The sequence below is a fragment of the Rhodanobacter sp. T12-5 genome (assembly GCF_008329435.1).
Taxonomy (GTDB): Bacteria; Pseudomonadota; Gammaproteobacteria; order Xanthomonadales; family Rhodanobacteraceae; genus Rhodanobacter.
In genome coordinates this window covers 68,314-87,313 of sequence record NZ_NPKN01000003.1, presented here as the reverse complement: position 1 = coordinate 87,313, position 19,000 = coordinate 68,314, and the positions used below count along the sequence as shown (strand labels likewise).

Below are 19,000 nucleotides of genomic sequence, written 5' to 3'. Positions count from 1 at the left end.
CACCCCCGAACCATGCACGGCAGCGTCTGCCGCGTTGCAGCGCGGCACCCGACCCTTACTGAGGGCAGGCACCGGCGGTTGCAAGGCGACCCTGCGACGTGGCCGCGCACTGGCGACGGGCGTAGAACTCGGCCGTGAACGATTCCAGCGTACGGCTGGCGATCGCCCCCCGCAGCCCGGCCATCAGGCGCTGGTAGTAGCGCAGGTTGTGCATGGTGGCGAGCTGGCTGCCGAGAATCTCGTTGCAACGATCGAGGTGGCGCAGGTAGGCCCGGCTGAAACCTTGGCTGCAGGCGTAGCAGTCGCAGCCCTCCTCGATCACCCCGGTGTCGGCGGCGTACTTCGCGTTGCGGATGCGCAGCGTGCCTTCGGCGGTGAACAGGAAGCCGTTGCGCGCGTTGCGGGTGGGCATCACGCAGTCGAACATGTCGATGCCGCGGCGCACCGCCTCGACGATGTCCTCCGGCCGTCCCACGCCCATCAGGTAGCGCGGCTTGTCGGCCGGCAGCAGCGGCACGGTGAAGTCCAGCGCATGGTTGCGCTCGGCCTCCGGCTCGCCCACCGCCAGGCCACCCACCGCATAGCCGTCGAAACCGATGTCCACCAGACCTGCCGCCGAACGCCGGCGCAGGTTCTCGTACACGCTGCCCTGCACGATGCCGAATAGCGCGTTCGGCGGCTTTGAAGCGACGCGTTGCAGGTCATCGAAGGCGCGGCGCGAGCGCGTGGCCCAGCGCAGCGACAGTTCCATCGAGTCGGACGCCACCTGCACCGTGGCCGGATACGGCGTGCACTCGTCGAAGATCATCGCGATGTCCGAATCCAGCGTGGTCTGGATCCGCATCGACACCTCCGGCGACAGGAACACCTTCGAGCCGTCGACCGGCGAGGCGAACGTCACGCCCTCCTCGGTGATCTTGCGTTTGTGTGCCAGCGAGAACACCTGGAAACCGCCCGAATCGGTGAGGATCGGCTTGTCCCAACCGATGAACTTGTGCAACCCGCCGAACTTCTCGACGATCTCTAGCCCCGGCCGCAGGAACAGGTGGAAAGTGTTGCCCAGGATGATCTCCGCGCCGGTCTCGGTAACGTCGCGCGGCGTCATCGCCTTGACCGAGCCATAGGTACCCACCGGCATGAACGCCGGCGTCTCCACCGTGCCGCGGGCAAACGTGAGGCGACCGCGGCGGGCTGCGCCGTCGGTGGCGTGGAGATCGAACTGTAGGGAAGTCATCCGGGCATTATCGCGGGTTTGGCCAAGCCCCGCACTGCGCCGCGTAGGAGCCCGCTGGCGGGCGATGCTCTTGTTTGAGCAGGAGCATCGCCCGCCAGCGGGCTCCTACGCGACAATCGATCTATCTAAAGGCCGTGCGGCAGTATCAGCATCGCATCGCCATACGAGAAGAAGCGATAGCGCTGTTCGACCGCATGTCGGTAGCTGTCGAGCATGAACTCGCGCCCGGCCAGCGCCGACACCAGCATCAGCAGGGTCGACTGCGGCAGGTGGAAGTTGGTGAGCAGGCCGTCGATGCTGGTGAAGCGGTAGCCGGGGAAGATGAAGATCTGCGTTTCGCCGGCGAACGGATGCAGTTCGCCATCCTTGCTGGCGCTTTCCAGCGCACGTACCACGGTGGTTCCCACTGCGACCACCCGGCCGCCGTTCGCGCGGGTGCGCCGGATCTGCCCGATCAGGTGGGCGCCGACGTTGAGCCACTCGCGGTGCATGTGATGGTCTTCGAGATTGTCCACACGCACCGGCTGGAACGTGCCGGCACCCACATGCAAGGTGACATAGCCGAACTCGACGCCGCGCTCGCGCAACCGGGCCAGGGTCTCCTCATCGAAATGCAGTCCGGCGGTCGGCGCGGCCACCGCGCCGGGCTCGCGCGCAAAGACAGTCTGGTAGCGCTCCATGTCGCTGGCATCGGCGTGGCGCTCGATGTACGGCGGCAACGGCATCTCGCCCAGCTTCAGCAGCAGTTTCTCCAGCGGCTCCGGCGCCTCGAAGCGCAGCCGGAAAAAACTCTCGTCGCGACCCAGCACCACCGCATGGCTGCCGTCGGCCAGCTCGATGCGCCCGCCCTCCTTCGGCTTCTTGCTGACGCCGAGCTGCACGACGGCCTCGTGCGCGCCGGTGACCCGCTCGATCAGGATCTCCACCGCGCCGCCGGTGTCCTTGCGCCCGTACAGACGCGCCGGCAGCACGCGGGTGTCGTTGAACACCAGCAGGTCGCCGGGGCGAAGGAAGTCGGGCAGCTCGCGGAACATGCGGTCCTCGCGCGACTGCGCCGCCACGTCGAGCAGCAGCATGCGGCTGGCCGAACGCTCGGACAGCGGGGCCTGCGCGATCAGCTCGGGCGGCAGTTCAAAATCGAAATCGGATTTCTTCAAGGGACTTCGGCTGGCATGCGGAAACGGAGCATTATCCCGCAGCCCGGTCGCCAGTGCGCGCGAATTACAGCCAACCCTTCTGCCGCGCCAGCCGATACGCTTCGATGCGATTGGCGACGCCGAGTTTGCCGATCGCCTCGGAAAGATAATTGCGCACGGTGCCGTGCGACAGGTTCAACTGCGCAGCGATATCGCCTGCCGACTGCCCTTCACCGGCCAGCCGCAATACCTGGCGCTCGCGATCGTTCAACGGATCGGCCTCGGACCAGGCTTCCAGCGCCAGCTGCGGATCGATCGCGCGACCGCCGCGATGCACCGTGCGCAAGGCCTCGGCAAGGTTTTCCGCCGGCGCATCCTTCAGCAGGTAGCCGGACACGCCGGCATCCAGCGCGCGGCGCAGGAAACCGGGCCGCGCAAAGGTGGTGACGATGACCACCTTGATCGGCAGTTCCTGGCGCTGCACACGTTGCGCCAGTTCCAGCCCGGTCAGGCCGGGCATCTCGATGTCGGTGACCAGCACGTCGGGCTTCAGCCGCTGCACTTCGCGCCACGCCGCCTCGCCATCCGCGGCGGAGCCGAGCACCTCGATGTCGGATTCCAGGTTCAGCAGGGCCGACAGCGCACCACGCACCATCGCCTGGTCCTCGGCCAGCAGGACACGAATCATGCGATGTTTTCCTTGCGTCGATGGGTTCGAATGGGGGCGTCATGAGCTGGATGGCATGAAAAAATACCGACTGACTCACGCGACAGGCTGATTGGGAGCGATCGTCAACGGTTCGGCAACCGACATGTCCGGCACAGGTCGTGACGCATCGACCAGACGCAGGATCGGCACCGGAACCACCACCCGCAGGCGGGTTCCCTGCCCACGCGACGACTCGATCGTCAGCGTGCCGCCGAGCACGCGTATGCGCTCGCGCATGCCGCACAAACCGTTGCCGTCCTGGTCGATGCCGCCGCGGCCATTGTCGCTGATCAGCATGCACATGCTGCCACGCTCGCGCACCATCTCGATCCTGGCGGAACTGGCACCGGCGTGACGCGCAATATTGGTGACCGCTTCGCGCAGGATCAACGAGAGGCCGCGCTCGATGTCGCCCGGCAGGTCGGCGGACGGGCGATCGTAGTCGAAGCGGATCTGCGACGACTCCAGCAGCAATCGCGCCGAAGCCAGTTCGGCGGCGATGTCGGTGGCGCGGATACCGGTGACGGCGCTGCGCACTTCCGCCAATGCGTGGCGCGCCACCTTTTCGGCTTCCTCGATCTCACGTCGGGCCGCGTCGGTATCGCGGTCGAACAGCTTGCGCGAGAGTTCGAGCTTGAGCGTGATCAGCGACAGCGTATGGCCGAGCAGGTCATGCAGATCACGGCCGATACGCTCGCGCTCGGCAGTGGCGGCAAGCCGGCGCACCTCGTCATGCGACAGGCGCAGAGCGGCATCCTTCTCCTTGCTCATGTGCTCGACCGCCGTGATGATGCTGACGGCAAGGACCGTGACCGGAATGATCACCAGCAGCGAGCGCGGATAACCGATCCACCAGGCCAGCGCGACGAACACGGCATTGAGCAGCACCAGCCGCGTCACATAGGAACGGAAGCGCATGTGACAGTGGCGCAGCATGATGCAGCCGTAGATGAAGTAGCTGATCCCGCTCGGATACCAGCGCAACAACAGCAGGCTCAACGCGGCCATGCCCAGCGCGTAGAAGTGCGCCGTGCGCCGCGATGCCAGCTGCGCCTTGGCGAACAGCAGCAGGAACACCGGGTACGAACCCAGCGTGATAAGCAGCCACTGCAAGGTGTAGCCCTTGAACCCGCCGCTGAACAGCGGAACGATGAAGACCCAGAACGACCACAGCAGATGAATGCTGTCGAGCCAGGGCGATCTGCCGCGGCGCAGGTCATCGGCCACCGCGGAGTCGGGGGCCGGTGCAAACCACCGGGCGATGAAGTCGGGAATCATGGCGTGATGTGCCGTTGCGGTCTGCACAGCATGCCACTTCAACCGTGCCGGCGCAGGCGCCGCGCCGCCATCAGCAGAAACGCCGCGGCAAGACCGACCAGCACCAGCGCATGGCCCAGCAGCGAGCCCTTGTTCATGCCCACCGCCGCCAGCGCCAGCATGTCCAGGTGGTAGCTCGGCCACACCGGCGCGATCTGCTGCAGGACTTTCGGCAGCATCGGCAGCGGGAACCAGAGGCCGGACATGAACGACATCGGCAGGTAGACCAGCTGCAGCATGCCAGGCGCGCCCTGCCCCTTGATCAGGGTGCCGACGTACATGCCCAGCGCGCAGAACGGCAGCACGCCGAACACGCCGGTGAGCAGCAAGGCGCCGGCCTGGGTCAGGCTCAAGCTCACGTGGCCCAGGGTCAGCGCCATCGTCAGCAACAACAGGATCACCACTCCCGCGGCGGCCATCGCCATCAGCATCTTGCCCAGCAGGTAGGCACCCGGCGGCATCGGCAGCGCACGCTTGAAGGTCAGCAGACCGCCGTCGCGCTCCAGCGCCAGCGACACGCCGAAGCCGAACAGGCCCGGACTCATCACCCCGAACACGCCGTAGCTGGCCAGCAGGTAGCGTGTCGCGTCGGCGCCGTTGGATTTCGCCATCAGCACGCCGAACAGCAGGTAGAAGATGCCCGGGAACAGCATGATCGGCAGCATGAAGCCGGGCGCGCGCATGTAACGCAGGCATTCGCTGCGCGCCTCTTGCAGGTACGCGCCGATGATGCGGCCGCGTGGCATCGCGGGTGCTGCGGAAAGCATGGCGGTGTTCATGTCAGGCAGCCTCGCGCTGGTGGGTGTCCGCGGCTTCGTCGGCATCGCGGGTGAGTTCGGTGAAGGCTTCGGCCAGGCCGGCGCGTTGCACTTCCAGTTCGCGCAGGTGCGGGTCGGCAGCGAGCAGTCGGCGCACCACGGCTTCGGCCTCGGTGGCCGTGATGTGCAGACGTTCGTTTTCCCGTCGCACCTCATTGACTTCGGGCCAGCCGCAGACCGTATCGAGTGGCAAGGCGCTGAGGCAACGGATGCGTTTCAGCGCCACCCGCGCACGCAATTGATCGACCGTGCCTTCGTGGATCATCCGCCCGCGCGACATCACGCAGACGCGATCGGCCAGCGCCTCGGCCTCTTCCAGGTAATGCGTGGTCAGCAGCACCGAGCAACCTTCGGCAATCAACTGGCGGATCGTCGCCCACAGCTTCTGCCGCGCCTCGATGTCCATGCCCACGGTGGGCTCGTCCAGGAACAACAGTTCGGGCCGGCCGCACAGCGCCAGCGCGAACTGGACGCGCCGCTGCTGGCCACCGGAGAGTTTCGCGTAGGGCCGGCCGAGCAGATCGGTGACGCCAGCCAGCTCGGCGCTTTCGGCCAAGGCTCGCGGCGCCGGGTAGTAACTGGCGGTCAGCCGCAGCAGCTCTCCCACGCGCAGGGTCGGCGGCAGCTCGGCGTTCTGCAGCATCACGCCGATGCGGCGGCGTGCCTCGATCCGCTGCGGATCCTGCCCGAACAGTTCGACCGAGCCGGCGTCGGCCCGGATCAGCCCCAGCAGCAGACCGATCGCGGTGCTCTTGCCGGCCCCGTTGGGGCCGAGCAGCGCAAGCAGCTCGCCGCGTTGCAACTGCAACTGGGCACCATCCAGCGCGACAAGCTGGCCATAGCGTTTGACAGCACCGCCGAGGCGGGCGACCGGGTCGATCGAATGCGGCATGGGAATTCCTCCTTTGACGCACATCCTGCTCGGCGTGGGCCGTGGTCGGCAGTCGCCGGCGTCAGTCATCGCGAGTGACAGCCGTCACCCCGGGGGTACCGGCCGCGGGCCGCGCAAGGTATCCTGTGGGGGATAAAAGCGCCCCGATGACCGCTCGATGACGGCGCGAAACGTCTGAAAACATTGAGGAAGCGCCTGGTTCATCGCGTTTCCCGCCACGCAATCACTAATGTCCGCCCAGCAGGCATGCATGCCGTCCGGCGGAGCTACGGAGGATTCATCATGGGTGTGATCGACCAGCTGCGCGAACTGCGCGAATTCGGCGGCAAGCCGCGCACCACCGGTCTGGACGACGCCAGCATCGAGCGCATGGCGGCGAACGATCCCCTGCTGGTCCAGGCGATTGCCGAAGCCGTGGCACGTCACCACGAATTACGCGCCGACCTGGGCGATTTCCTGAAGCTGGACGAAGCCGAACAGCTCGCCCAGGCGCAGGCAGGCTTCGTCAATTTCTATCCCGATGATGCGATCAACCCCTACGTGGCAGCCGCTGCGCGCGGGCCGTGGATCGTCACCCTGAAAGGGGCCGTGGTACACGACAACGGCGGCTACGGCATGCTCGGTTTCGGCCACAACGATCCGGCGATCCTCGAAGCATTGGCCCGCCCGCAGGTGATGGCCAACGTGATGGCACCCAGCGTGGCGCAACTGCGCTTCAGCAAGGCGCTGGACCAGGAGCTCGGCCGCAGCCGCGGCGGCAACCCGTACACGCGCTACATGTGCCTCAATTCCGGCTCCGAGTCGGTCTCGCTGGCCTGCCGCATCGCCGACGTCAATGCCAAGGCGATGACCGATACCGGTGCCCGCTACGCCGGTCGCACGATCAAGCGCCTGGCGGTGAAAGGCGCGTTCCACGGCCGCACCGAGGCGCCGGCGCTGTACTCCGATTCCAGCCGCAAGACCTATCAGCAGAACCTGGCCAGCTATCGTCACGAGAGCACCCTGATCACCGTGGCGCCTTACGACGTGGCGCAGCTGGAAGCAGCGTTCGCCGATGCCGACAAGCACGGCTGGTTCATCGAGGCGATGTTCCTGGAGCCGGTGATGGGCGAAGGCGACCCGGGCCGCGCGGTGACGCCGGAGTTCTACAAGGCCGCGCGCGCGCTCACCGAATCGCACGGCACCCTGCTGCTGGTCGACTCGATCCAGGCCGGCCTGCGCGCACACGGCGTGCTGTCGTTCGTCGACTACCCCGGCTTCGAGGGCCTGCCGCCGCCGGACATGGAAACCTTCTCGAAGGCGCTGAACGCCGGCCAGTATCCGTTGTCGGTGCTGGCCGTCAGCGAACGCGCCGCCGGGCTGTACCGCAAGGGCATCTACGGCAACACCATGACCGCCAACCCGCGCGCGCTGGACGTGGCCCTGGCCACGCTGGGCGAGCTCACCGACGAGGTGCGCAACAACATCCGCGAGCGCGGCAAGGAATTCGTCGACAAGCTCAACGCGCTGAAGCACGAGCTGGGCGGCCTGATCACCAAGGTACAAGGCACCGGCCTGCTGTTTTCCTGCGAACTGGCGTCCGAGTACAAGTGCTACGGCGCCGACTCGACCGAGGAATACATGCGCGAGCACGGCGTCGGCGTGATCCATGGCGGCACCAATTCGCTGCGCTTCACCCCGCACTTCAAGGTCACCAGCGCCGAGGTCGACCTGATCGTCGCCCACGTGCGCAAGGCGCTGCTCGAAGGCCCGCGCAAGGCCAAGGCCGAGGCCGCCTGACCGGCAGGAGCGTGGGCGGTAGAAGCCGTTCGGGCTGCAAAGCCACGAACGTTTCTACCGCCCACGCTCCTGGCCCACACCAGCTGCGGCGACGCACGACACGTCGCCGCAGCTGAATACTTCATGCACGTAAGATCTTGCCGACTGCCGTGAGAGCTGCCCCCTGCATAGACTGATCCGGCCGGCAGCTGCCGGTCACCCAGGGAGGACTCACGATGTCACTGTCATTACGTCTGCTCGCCGTCAGCGCAGCCTTCGCCTTCGCCGGCGCAGCCTTCGCGGCCAGCCCGGCCGCCGCCCCCGCCACCGCACCGGCTACCAAGCCTCATACCGCCCAGCAGCAGCGCATGGTCAACTGCAACAAGCAGGCGACCGGCAAGAAAGGCGCCGAGCGCAGGGCCTTCATGAGCACCTGCCTCAAGGGTGGCAGCACGGCCACTGCTCCGGCCGCTGCCGCACCTTCGGCCAAACAGGCGCAGCAGGACCGGATGAAAACCTGCAATGCCGACGCCAAGGCCAAGGCCCTCAAGGGCGCCGAGCGCAAGGCGTTCATGAGCACTTGCCTGAAGGGCAATGCCACGCCCACCCCGTAACACTCGGACCACCAGCCGACTCGACCACTGCCTGCGTACGCATGACCATGCGTGCGCAGGCAGGGTCGCTTCGCTAAGCTCCCCGACTGTCGCGCGCGTCTGGCGCGCTTGCGAAAGACAGTCACCCATGAAGATCGTCGAAGTCCGCCATCCGCTGATCCAGCACAAGCTCGGGCTGATGCGCCGCGCCGGCATCAGCACCAAGGAGTTCCGCGAGCTGGCCTCCGAGGTCGCCGCCCTGCTCACCTACGAGGCCACCAAGGACCTGGAAACCGTCGAGGAAGAGATCGAAGGCTGGGCAGGACCGCTGCGGGTGCACCGGATCAAGGGCAAGAAAATCACCATCGTGCCGATCCTGCGTGCCGGCCTGGGCATGTTGCCCGGGGTGCTCGACCTGATTCCCGCCGCCAAGGTCAGCGTGGTCGGCCTGCAGCGCGACGAACAGACGCTGAAGCCGACAACCTATTATGAGAAGCTCAGCGGCCGCATGGACGAACGCATCGCGCTGATCGTCGACCCGATGCTGGCCACCGCCGGCACCCTGGTCGCCACCGTCGACATGTTGAAAGCAGCCGGCTGCAAGCGCATCAAGGGACTGTTCCTGGTCGCCGCACCGGAAGGACTGGAGCGCATCGCCGCCGCCCATCCCGACATCGAGATCTACACTGCCGCGATCGATCAGCGACTCAACGAGAACGGCTATATCCTGCCCGGTCTCGGCGACGCCGGCGACAAGATCTTCGGTACCAAGCAGCTACCGGCGAGCGACTGACCCGACACCGACGGCGTAGGAGCCCGCTCGCGGGCGATGGTCCTTTGTTTGATCGCCATTTGGGATCGGGCAAAAGCATCGCCCGCAAGCGGGCTCCTACCCGCCATGGCTGGCCTCAGCGGCCGTAGCGGTCGGTCGCCTCCACCAATTCGTGCAGGATGCCCGGCTCGAACGCGGAGTGGCCGGCGTCCTGCACGACGTGCAGGTCGGCCTCGGGCCAGGCGCGATGCAGATCCCACGCGCTGCGCAGCGGGCAAACCACGTCGTAGCGGCCCTGCACGATCACTGCCGGGATGTTGCGGATGCGCTCGACATTGCGCAGCAGCTGGTCGTCGTGCTCGAAGAAGCCGCCGTTGACGAAGTAGTGGCACTCGATGCGCGCGAACGCCAGCGCGAACTCGTCCTCGGCGCTGGATTCGATGTGCGACTTGTCCTGCCACAGGAAGCTGGTGGCACCCTCCCACACCGACCAGGCACGCGCCGCGTCGGTACGCGTCTTCGCGTCGGGGCTGGTCAGGCGACGGTGGTAGGCGCTCATCAGGTCACCGCGCTCGACCTCGGGAATCGCGTCGAGATAGGTTTCCCACGCATCCGGATACAGCGCGTCGCAGCCCTTCTGGTAGAACCACTCCAGTTCCCAGCGGCGCAGCATGAAGATGCCGCGCAGCACCAGCTCGCTGACCTTGTCCGGGTGCGTCTGCGCATACGCCAGCGCCAGCGTGGAGCCCCACGAACCGCCGAACACCTGCCAACGGCCGATACCCAGGTGCTCGCGCACGCGCTCTATGTCGGCGACCAGGTCCCAGGTGGTGTTGTCGGTCAATTCCGCATGCGGTGTGGACTTGCCGCAGCCGCGCTGGTCGAACAGCACGATGCGGTAGACCGCCGGGTCGAAGAAGCGCCGGCACTTCGCATTGGTACCGCCGCCCGGACCGCCATGCAGGAACACCACCGGCTTGCCGTTCGGGTTGCCGCTCTGCTCGTAGTACAGCGTGTGCAGGGAGGAAACCGGCAGGAAGCCGCTGTCGAACGGCTCGATTTCGGGATACAGCGAACGCAGCGGCGACGATGGCATGACGGCTCCTTCGAACCAGCAGACAAGCCGACAAGCCTAGCACGGGCGCGGCTTCCGGGCCTTCAATCGGCTACGAACAGCTTGCCGGGATTGAGGATGCCGTGCGGATCGAAGACCTTGCGCACTCCGCGCATCAGCGCGATTTCCGCCGCGCTGTGGGTGCTTTCCAGGTAGGCCCGCTTGACCAGGCCGATGCCGTGCTCGGCCGAAATGCTGCCGCCGTGACGCTGCAGCGTCGCGGCCAGCAGCTTTGTGACGTGTTCGCACTGGGCGATGAACGCGTCCTCCGCCAGGCCATCCGGGCGCAGCACGTTGATGTGCAGGTTGCCGTCGCCGATATGCCCGAACCAGACCACCTCGGCCTGCGGGTACTCGCGCGCCAGCAGCGCCTGCATCTCGTGCAGGAACGTCGGCACTGCACTGACCCGCACCGACACGTCGTTCTTGTACGGCCGTCGCGGCGCCAGGCTCTCGGTGATGCCTTCGCGCAGCCGCCACAGCGCGGCGGCCTGTGCCTCGCTCTGCGCGATCACGCCGTCGCTGACCCAGCCCTGTTCCAACACGTGCTCGAACGCGGCCAGCGCGGCTTCCTGCTGCCGTTCGTCGGCGGCATCGAACTCGGTCACCACGTAGTACGGGTAGTCGCCGTCGATGGCGCGCTGCGCGCCATGCGCCAGCACGTGACGCAACGCGTGGTCGGTGAAGAACTCGAACGCCTGCAACGCCAGTCGCGCGCGGAACAGCTCGAACACCTGCATCAGCGCATCCATGTCCGGCAGCGCCAGCAGCATCATTTGCGACGGCGGCGGCGGATCGGTCAGCTTCAGCGTGGCTTCGACCACGATGCCCAGCGTCCCCTCCGAACCGATCAGCAACTGGCGGAAGTCATAGCCGCTGGAGTTCTTGATCAGGCCGCGGTTGAGTTCGAGCAACTCGCCGTTGCCGGCGATCACCTTCAACCCGGCGATCCATTCGCGCGTGTTGCCGTAGCGAATCACCCGGATGCCGCCGGCATTGGTGGCGATGTTGCCGCCGATCGAGCAGGAGCCGCGCGCAGCGAAGTCGACCGGATAGATCAGGCCATGCTGGCGGGCGGCTTCATGCACGTGCTGCAGGATCGTCCCGGACTGCACGGTGAGCGTGCGGTCGACCGCGTTGAAATCCAGCACCCGGTTCATCCGCTCCAGGCTCAGCACCAACTCGCCGTTGGCCGCCACGGCGCCGCCGGACAGGCCGGTGCGGCCGCCGGAAGGCACGATAGCCACGCGATGTTCGTTCGCCCAGCGCACGATGGCCTGCACCTCTTCCGCGCTGGCCGGCAGCGCGATCGCCAGCGGCGCGGGAATCCAGCGCCGGGTCCAGTCGCGACCATAGTGCTCCAGGTCCGCAGGTGCGGTGAGCAGGCGCAGCCCGGACAACCGGCGGGACAAATCGGCGAGGCGGGGATCGGACATGCTGGGCTCCGGGATCATCTTCACAGCCTGCCAGCCGCATCGTGCCGCGTCCAGTGTTGCAGTGCCGCAATCCGCCTCCGGCTCTGGCATAGTAGCCGCTCCACCCTAGCCAGGACCGACGCATGCAGACCTCCTACCCCCGCCAGGACATCAAGGTATTGCTGCTGGAGGGCGTCAGTGCCAGTGCGGTCGAGAACTTCCGCCGCGCCGGCTACAGCCAGGTCGAGCTGCACGCGAAATCGTTGCCGGAGGATGAGCTCAAGCGACGCATCGGCGATGCGCACATCGTCGGCATCCGCTCGCGCACCCAGCTCACCGCCGAGGTGCTGGCACAGGCCAAGCGGCTGATCGCGGTGGGCTGCTTCTGCATCGGCACCAACCAGGTGGACCTGGGCGCCGCGCGCAAGCTCGGCGTGCCGGTGTTCAACGCGCCCTATTCCAATACCCGCAGCGTGGCCGAGCTGGTGATCGCCGAGGCGATCATGCTGCTGCGCGGCATCCCGCAGAAGAACGCGTTGTGCCATCGCGGCGGCTGGACCAAGTCGGCCAGCGGCAGCTACGAGACGCGCGACAAGGTGCTCGGCATCGTCGGCTACGGCCACATCGGGACCCAGGTCGGCGTGCTGGCCGAGAGCCTGGGCATGCGGGTGATCTTCCACGACATCGAGACCAAGCTGGCGCTGGGCAATGCGCGCGCCGTATCCAGCCTGGACGAATTGCTGGAACGTGCCGACGTGGTCACCCTGCACGTGCCGGAAACCCCCGCCACGCAGTTGATGATCCGCCGCGAGCAGCTGGCGAAGATGCGCGCCGGCGCGATGCTGATCAACGCCTCGCGCGGCAGCGTGGTGGACATCGACGCGCTGGCCGCGGTGCTGCACGCTGGCCACCTGGCCGGCGCCGCGGTCGACGTATTCCCGCTCGAACCGAAAGGCAACGACGATCCCTTCGTCTCGCCGCTGATCGGCCTGGACAACGTGATCCTGACCCCGCACATCGGCGGCAGCACGCTGGAGGCGCAGGACAACATCGGCATCGAGGTCGCCAGCAAGCTGGTCCGCTACAGCGACAACGGCTCCACCCTGTCGGCGGTGAATTTCCCCGAAGTCGCGCTGCCCGAACACCCGCACAGCCGCCGCCTGCTGCACATCCACCGCAACGTGCCGGGCACGCTGTCGCGCATCAACGAGCTGTTCTCAGCCGGCAACATCAACATCGACGCGCAGTTCCTGCAGACCGACGGCGAAGTGGGCTACGTGGTGATCGACGTCAGCGCCGACGAGGCCCAGGCGAACGAGCTGAAGACGAAACTGGCGGCGATTCCCGGGACCTTGCGCAGTCGCGTGCTGTATTGAGGCGGCAATGCCATCGGTAGGAGCCCGCTCGCGGGCGATGCTTCTGCTCCGATCTCCCAGGAAAGCATCGCCCGCCAGCGGGCTCCTACACAAACGCGCGGCGCGGAAACGACAACGGCGCCCAAGGGCGCCGTCATGGTGTTTCACCGGATTGGTCGGGGCGGCCGGATTCGAACCGACGACCCTCTGCCCCCCAGGCAGATGCGCTACCAGGCTGCGCTACGCCCCGACATACGGCAAGCTGGCAAGTCTAGCAGCTTGTACGGCGCGTCCGGAAGCCTTCAGCGGCGCAGCAGGGTCAGCACTTCCTCCAGCTCCATCCGCACCTGGCGCACGATCTGGTGCGAGATGCTCGCCTCCATTCGCGCCTGCGGGCCTTCCAGCCGGGCGCGGGCGCCGGTGATGGTGAAGCCCTCGTCGTACAGCAGCGAGCGGATCTGGCGGATCATCAGCACGTCGTGGCGCTGGTAGTAACGGCGGTTGCCGCGGCGCTTGACCGGATTGAGCGCAGGAAACTCCTGCTCCCAGTAGCGCAGCACGTGGGGCTTCACACCGCACAACTCGCCGACCTCACCGATGGTGAAGTAGCGCTTGGCCGGGATGGCAGGCAGCTCGGTGTTATTCCCTTGATCCAGCATAGCCCTCGACTCTTACCTTGAGTTTCTGTCCCGGTCGGAACGTCACCACGCGCCGGGCGGAGATCGGAATCTCCTCGCCGGTTTTCGGGTTGCGTCCAGGCCGCTGGTTCTTCAACCGCAAATCGAAATTGCCGAAACCGGACAACTTCACTTGTTCGCCGCTTTCCAGTGCTCCGCGGACCACCTCGAAGTAGGCGTCCACGAATTCCTTCGCCTCACGCTTGTTGAGGCCCACGTCGAGGAAAAGCCGCTCGGCCATTTCCGCCTTGGTCAGCGCCATCTCATCCTCGCAGCTTTGCCTTGCATGATTGCTCCAACGCAGCTAGCGCTTCTCGTACGCAACGGTCCGCGTCGTCGTCGGTAAGCGTGCGTGAAGCGTCCTGTAAAATCAAGCCCATAGCGAGACTTTTTCGGCCCGCTTCAACCCCTTTGCCGCTGTAACGGTCGAACAGGCGCAATTCCTTCAGCCGTTCGCCCAGCGTGTGGCGAACCGTCTGCTCGATCTGTGACCAGCTGACTGATTCCGGCAGATCCACCGCGATATCGCGACGCACTGCGGGGAACCGCGGCACCGCTTGTGCCAGCGGCAGGCGACGCGCCAGCAGCGGCTCCAGGGCCAGCTCCAGCACATGCACGTCGGCGGTCAGATCCAGCGTCTTGGCCAGCTGCGGATGCAGCGCACCGAGATAGCCCACGGTCGCACCATCGCGCATCACCCGCGCCCCCCGCCCCGGGTGCAGCCAGCCCGGCAGGCCATCGGCATGCACCGACCAGCGCTGCGGCTCGCCACCCCAGGCGATCAAGGCGTCCAGGTCGCCCTTGAGGTCGTGGAAATCCAGCGTCCTTGCCGGCTCGCCCCATTGCTCGGCACGGGCATTGCCGCAGGCCACGATGGCCAGGCTCGGCGTTTCCAGCGGGGGATCGCCTTCACCAAATACCCGGGCGACCTCGAACAGCCGCACCCGCTCCTGCTGGCGCGCGCGGTTGTGGCGCAGCGCCTCGATCAGCCCCGGCAGCAGCGAAGGCCGCATCACCGCCAGATCGGCCGACAGCGGATTGGCCAGCGGCACCAGCCGATCGGTGAAACCCCAGTCCGCCAGCAGGTCGGCCGCCACGAAGGACAGATTCACCGCCTCGTAGTAGCCGCGCGCAGCCAGCTGTTCGCGCAGCGCCAGCTCGCCGATGCGTGCCTCCGGCTCGATCGCCAGGGTCAGCGCGCCGGCCGGCGTCGCGGTGGGGATGTTGTCGTAGCCGAAGATGCGTGCGACCTCCTCGATTAGGTCCTCCTCGCGCTCGATGTCGAAACGGCTGCTCGGCGCGGTGACCTGCCAGCCATCGGCGGCCCTTGCCACCTGCATGCCCAGCGCGGTGAAGATGCGTGCCACTTCGGCATCCGCCACGTCCACGCCGAGCACGCGCTTCAGGCGCGCGCGGCGCAAGATCACCGCCGCCGGCACCGGCAGGTCGGCCAGGTTCTCCGCCACCAGCACCGGCCCGGCCTTGCCGCCGGCGATCGCCAGCAGCAGTTCGGTGGCGCGCTCCAGCGCGCGCCGCGGCAGTTCCGGATCGACGCCTCGTTCGAAGCGGTGCGAGGCATCGGTGTGCAGGCCGAGCTTGCGTGCGCGGCCCATGATCGCGGCCGGCGCGAAGTGCGCGGATTCCAGGAAGATGTTGTGCGTGGCATCGGTGACGCGCGAGTCGAAGCCGCCCATCACGCCGGCAACCGCGAGCGGTTTCCTCTCGTCGGCGATCAGCACGAAACCGTCATCCAGTTTCGCCTCGTTGCCATCGAGCAGCTTCAGCGTCTCGCCGGCACGTGCATGGCGCACCACGATGTCGCCTTCGAGCGTGTCGTTGTCGAACGCATGCAGCGGCTGGCCCAGTTCGAGCATCACGTAGTTGGTGACGTCGACCACCGCGCTGATCGGGCGCAGGCCGGCACGGCGCAGGCGTTCGGCCAGCCACAGCGGCGTGCGCGCGGCCGGATCGATGCCCTCGACGATGCGGCCGAGATAGCGCGGCGCGTCTTTGCCGGCTTCCAGCCGGATGCCACGACGTGCGGCGCCGGTGACCGGCGCTGCCGCCTGTACGGGCACCTTCACCGTGCTGCCGAACAACGCGGCCACGTCGTGCGCCAGGCCGACCAGGCCGAGGCAATCGGGCCGGTTCGGGGTGAGCTTCAGCTCGAAGCTGGCGTCGGGCAGACCCAGATAACCGGCCAGCGACTGGCCGACCGGCGCGTCCAGCGGCAGTTCCAGCAAGCCGGACGCATCGGCGTCGATGCCCAGCTCCTTCGCCGAACACAGCATGCCGAACGACTCGACGCCGCGCAATTTCGCCGCCTTGATGGAAATCTCGCCGGGCAGCTTCGCACCGACCATCGCCAGCGGCACCTTGATGCCCACGCGCGCGTTCGGTGCGCCGCAGACGATCTGCAGCGGATCGCCCGGCCCCGCGTTCACCTTGCATACCTGCAGCCGATCCGCTTCCGGGTGCTTTTCGGCGGCGATGATCTCGGCCACCACCACGCCGGCCAGGTCGTCGCCCAGCGGCGTGAGTTCTTCCACTTCCAGCCCGGCCATGGTCAGCGCATGGGCCAGTGCGGCGCGGTCGGCCTTGATCTCGACCAGCTCGCGCAGCCAGTTCTCGGAGAATTTCATGTGTCGTGTCCCTGCTGGCGCGGTTAGGCGAACTGCTTGAGGAAGCGCAGGTCGTTCTCGAAGAACGCGCGCAGGTCGGAAACGCCGTAGCGCAGCATCGCGAAGCGTTCCACGCCGAGGCCGAAGGCGAAGCCGGTGTAGCGCTCCGGGTCGATGCCGCAGTTCTTCAGCACGTTCGGATGGACCATGCCGCAGCCCAGCACTTCCAGCCAGCGCGTGCTGCCGTCTTCAGCGTCCCAGCGGATGTCCACCTCGGCCGAAGGCTCGGTGAACGGGAAGTAGCTGGGGCGGAAGCGCATCTCGAAATCGCGCTCGAAGAACGCGCGGATGAACTCGGCCAGGGTGCCCTTCAGGTCGGCAAAGCTGGAGGTCTCGTCGACCAGCAGGCCTTCGATCTGGTGGAACATCGGCGAATGGGTCTGGTCCGAATCGCTGCGGTACACCTTGCCCGGCGCGATGATGCGGATCGGCGGCTGGCGCCCGGCCATGCTGCGGATCTGCACCGGCGACGTATGCGTGCGCAGCAGGCGACCGTCACCGAAGTAGAAGGTGTCGTGCATGGCGCGTGCCGGATGGTGCGGCGGGAAGTTCAGCGCCTCGAAGTTGTGCCAGTCATCCTCGATCTCCGGGCCATCGGCACGCTGGTAGCCGAGCCGCGCGAAGATCGACGCGATGCGTTCCAGCGCGCGGGTGATCGGGTGGATGCCGCCGCGCTCGCCATCGCGCCCGGGCAGGCTGATGTCGAGCTTCTCGGAAGCGAGCCGGCGATCGAGCTCGGCCTGTTCCAGCACCTGCTTGCGCGCGGCCAGCGCGTCGGCGAGTCGATCCTTCACGCGGTTCACTTCGGCGCCGCGCGCCTTGCGCTCATCCGGCGCCAGTGCACCAAGCGTCTTCAGTGCGGCGGTGACGATGCCATTCTTGCCCAGCAGTCCGACGCGCAGCGCATCGAGCGCCTCCAGCGTGTCGGCCTTGTCGATATCGGCCAGCGCCTGCGCGGCGCGGCTGTCCAGGTCGTCCATCGATGCGATTCCCACTTGAGGACCCCACAGAAACGAAAACGGGGAGGAGGCGTTGGCCTCCTCCCCGCTTGCTTTACATCATATCGTGCTGACGCAGGAGCGTCCGACGATCAAGCGGCCAGACTGGCCTTCGCTTTCTCGGCGATCACTTCAAACGCCTTGATGTCGTGCACGGCGATATCAGCGAGGACCTTGCGGTCGACGGTGATGCCGGCCTTGCTCAGGCCATTGATCAGGCGGCTGTAGGACAGCCCGAACATGCGTGCGGCGGCGTTGATGCGGACGATCCACAGCGCACGGAACTGGCGCTTGCGCTGCTTGCGGCCGATATAGGCGTACTGGCCGGCCTTGATGACGGCCTGGTTGGCAACGCGGAAGACCTTGCGCCGGGCGTTGTAGTAGCCCTTGGCACGACCGATGATTTTCTTGTGACGACGACGGGCGGTAACGCCACGCTTTACACGAGCCATGGTTTATCTCCTCGTCTTCAGTACGGCAACATGCGCGCTACACCCGGGGCGTCACACGCCTTCAGGTGATTCTTGGCACGCAGGCCGCGCTTCAACTTGGTCGACTTCTTGGTCAGGATGTGTGACCGGAAGGCATGACCGCACTTGATTTTGCCCGACGCGGTCTTGCGAAAACGCTTCGCAGCCGCCCGGTTGGTCTTGATCTTGGGCATGAGATGCTCCTTGAGTGGGAATGATCCCGTTTCTGACTGATCTGGCGGCAACCGCCGGTTGCTCTTTCCGTCCTGCCACGATCGGTGCACGACCCATCCAGGCGGGTCGAACCCGTAATCATACGGGTTCATAAAGCCTAATGCCAGCACGAAGTGCTGACCGTCGCCTCCTCTCCCTGCGGCGACCTTGGGAGTCCCCTTGCGGGTGAGAGGATTGAGGTGAGGGTGCCGGGCTTGCCGCGCAGCGCAATGAAACAGCCGCTTTCAGACGACGCGAACGGGCTCCTGCCGCATAAAACAACGTCGCCAGCGATTTATTTCTTTTTGGGCCCGATCATCATGACCATCTGACGCCCTTCCAGCCGCGGAAAAGACTCGACCTGGCCGTTCTCGCCGACGTCTTCCTGGATCCTCCTGGCCAGGTTCTGGCCCAGATCCTGATGCGACATCTCGCGGCCGCGGAAGCGGATGGTGACCTTGACCTTGTCGCCCTCTTCCAGGAAGCGAAGCATGTTGCGCAGCTTGATCTGGTAGTCGCCCACGTCGGTGACCGGACGGAACTTCACTTCCTTGATCTCGACCTGCTTCTGCTTCTTCTTGGCAGCTTGAACCTTCTTCTGGGCTTCGAACTTGAACTTGCCGTAATCCATGATGCGGCAGACCGGAGGGTCGCCGTTCGGCTGGATCTCGACCAGATCCATGCCTGCTTCCTGTGCCAGTGCCAGCGCTTCGTCGCGAGTCAGGATTCCGAGCTGTTCCGCATCGGCACCAATGACACGCACCCGCGGCACACGGATTTCCAGGTTACGACGATTGCCCTTGTTGTCGGTGGTTGCGATACCACGATCCTCCAGAAGAAGTTATGAA

At 66.3% G+C, this 19,000-nt stretch carries 19 protein-coding genes and 1 tRNA gene; 4 read left to right on the top strand and 16 right to left on the bottom strand.

What is annotated here, in order from left to right:
• Nucleotides 1-55: 55 nt before the first annotated feature.
• From tgt to CIW53_RS08440, 6 genes are all read right to left on the bottom strand, one after another.
• On the bottom strand, nt 56-1,234 hold the full coding sequence (gene tgt / locus CIW53_RS08465) for a tRNA guanosine(34) transglycosylase Tgt (protein WP_149364284.1): 1,179 nt from the start codon (nt 1,232-1,234) through the stop codon (nt 56-58).
• 125 nt (nt 1,235-1,359) lie between these two features.
• The gene (gene queA / locus CIW53_RS08460; RefSeq protein ID WP_149364283.1) at nt 1,360-2,391 is read right to left on the bottom strand and encodes a tRNA preQ1(34) S-adenosylmethionine ribosyltransferase-isomerase QueA; all 1,032 of its coding nucleotides are present in this window, start codon (nt 2,389-2,391) and stop codon (nt 1,360-1,362) included.
• Nucleotides 2,392-2,455: 64 nt separating this feature from the next.
• Nucleotides 2,456-3,058 (bottom strand): response regulator transcription factor, encoded by a 603-nt coding sequence (locus CIW53_RS08455; protein WP_149364282.1) that lies wholly within the window; start codon nt 3,056-3,058, stop codon nt 2,456-2,458.
• Between the two features lie 75 nt (nt 3,059-3,133).
• Nucleotides 3,134-4,357: a sensor histidine kinase gene (locus tag CIW53_RS08450; RefSeq protein ID WP_149364281.1), complete on the bottom strand. Its 1,224-nt coding sequence runs from the start codon at nt 4,355-4,357 to the stop codon at nt 3,134-3,136.
• 38 nt (nt 4,358-4,395) lie between these two features.
• Nucleotides 4,396-5,175, bottom strand: coding sequence for an ABC transporter permease (locus CIW53_RS08445; RefSeq protein WP_149364280.1), 780 nt, complete (start codon nt 5,173-5,175; stop codon nt 4,396-4,398).
• Between the two features lies 1 nt (nt 5,176).
• Nucleotides 5,177-6,106 (bottom strand): ABC transporter ATP-binding protein, encoded by a 930-nt coding sequence (locus CIW53_RS08440; RefSeq protein ID WP_149364279.1) that lies wholly within the window; start codon nt 6,104-6,106, stop codon nt 5,177-5,179.
• A 282-nt stretch (nt 6,107-6,388) separates the two neighbouring features.
• On the opposite strand from CIW53_RS08440, the gene CIW53_RS08435 reads away from it, so the two are divergent.
• The 3 genes from CIW53_RS08435 to upp all read left to right on the top strand — a co-directional run bounded on the left by CIW53_RS08435 (nt 6,389) and on the right by upp (nt 9,250).
• Nucleotides 6,389-7,885, top strand: a complete 1,497-nt coding sequence (locus CIW53_RS08435) for an aminotransferase class III-fold pyridoxal phosphate-dependent enzyme (RefSeq protein ID WP_149364278.1) — start codon at nt 6,389-6,391, stop codon at nt 7,883-7,885.
• A gap of 215 nt (nt 7,886-8,100) precedes the next feature.
• Nucleotides 8,101-8,478: a PsiF family protein gene (locus CIW53_RS08430; RefSeq protein ID WP_149364277.1), complete on the top strand. Its 378-nt coding sequence runs from the start codon at nt 8,101-8,103 to the stop codon at nt 8,476-8,478.
• Nucleotides 8,479-8,605: 127 nt separating this feature from the next.
• Nucleotides 8,606-9,250 (top strand): uracil phosphoribosyltransferase, encoded by a 645-nt coding sequence (gene upp, locus CIW53_RS08425; protein ID WP_149364276.1) that lies wholly within the window; start codon nt 8,606-8,608, stop codon nt 9,248-9,250.
• A 115-nt stretch (nt 9,251-9,365) separates the two neighbouring features.
• On the opposite strand, the gene pip is transcribed toward upp, so the two are convergent.
• Both pip and CIW53_RS08415 read right to left on the bottom strand, forming a co-directional pair.
• Nucleotides 9,366-10,325: a prolyl aminopeptidase gene (gene pip, locus CIW53_RS08420; protein ID WP_149364275.1), complete on the bottom strand. Its 960-nt coding sequence runs from the start codon at nt 10,323-10,325 to the stop codon at nt 9,366-9,368.
• A gap of 62 nt (nt 10,326-10,387) precedes the next feature.
• The gene (locus CIW53_RS08415; protein WP_149364274.1) at nt 10,388-11,779 is read right to left on the bottom strand and encodes an FAD-binding oxidoreductase; all 1,392 of its coding nucleotides are present in this window, start codon (nt 11,777-11,779) and stop codon (nt 10,388-10,390) included.
• 122 nt (nt 11,780-11,901) lie between these two features.
• Between CIW53_RS08415 and serA the strand changes: the two genes are divergently transcribed.
• A complete protein-coding gene (gene serA / locus CIW53_RS08410) occupies nt 11,902-13,134 on the top strand; it encodes a phosphoglycerate dehydrogenase (RefSeq protein WP_149364273.1) in 1,233 nt (410 codons plus the stop codon).
• A 152-nt stretch (nt 13,135-13,286) separates the two neighbouring features.
• Here serA and CIW53_RS08405 read toward each other — a convergent pair.
• The 8 genes from CIW53_RS08405 to infC form a co-directional block, all read right to left on the bottom strand.
• Nucleotides 13,287-13,363 (bottom strand) — tRNA-Pro (locus tag CIW53_RS08405).
• A gap of 52 nt (nt 13,364-13,415) precedes the next feature.
• Entirely contained in the window at nt 13,416-13,772 is a 357-nt protein-coding gene (locus CIW53_RS08400) for a MerR family transcriptional regulator (protein ID WP_056386704.1), read from the bottom strand.
• Complete coding sequence (ihfA, locus tag CIW53_RS08395) at nt 13,753-14,052, bottom strand: integration host factor subunit alpha (protein WP_149364272.1); 300 nt, start codon at nt 14,050-14,052, stop codon at nt 13,753-13,755. The genes CIW53_RS08400 and ihfA overlap by 20 nt, the downstream gene beginning before the upstream one ends.
• A gap of 1 nt (nt 14,053) precedes the next feature.
• A complete protein-coding gene (pheT, locus tag CIW53_RS08390) occupies nt 14,054-16,432 on the bottom strand; it encodes a phenylalanine--tRNA ligase subunit beta (RefSeq protein ID WP_149364271.1) in 2,379 nt (792 codons plus the stop codon).
• 23 nt (nt 16,433-16,455) lie between these two features.
• Nucleotides 16,456-17,451, bottom strand: coding sequence for a phenylalanine--tRNA ligase subunit alpha (pheS, locus tag CIW53_RS08385; RefSeq protein WP_149364270.1), 996 nt, complete (start codon nt 17,449-17,451; stop codon nt 16,456-16,458).
• A gap of 110 nt (nt 17,452-17,561) precedes the next feature.
• The gene (gene rplT / locus CIW53_RS08380; RefSeq protein WP_056386711.1) at nt 17,562-17,921 is read right to left on the bottom strand and encodes a 50S ribosomal protein L20; all 360 of its coding nucleotides are present in this window, start codon (nt 17,919-17,921) and stop codon (nt 17,562-17,564) included.
• 17 nt (nt 17,922-17,938) lie between these two features.
• Nucleotides 17,939-18,133 carry a 50S ribosomal protein L35 gene (rpmI, locus tag CIW53_RS08375; protein ID WP_149364269.1) on the bottom strand — a complete coding sequence of 65 codons (195 nt, stop codon included), beginning with the start codon at nt 18,131-18,133 and terminating at the stop codon, nt 17,939-17,941.
• A 314-nt stretch (nt 18,134-18,447) separates the two neighbouring features.
• Nucleotides 18,448-18,972 carry a translation initiation factor IF-3 gene (gene infC, locus CIW53_RS08370; protein WP_343192235.1) on the bottom strand — a complete coding sequence of 175 codons (525 nt, stop codon included), beginning with the start codon at nt 18,970-18,972 and terminating at the stop codon, nt 18,448-18,450.
• Nucleotides 18,973-19,000: the final 28 nt, after the last annotated feature.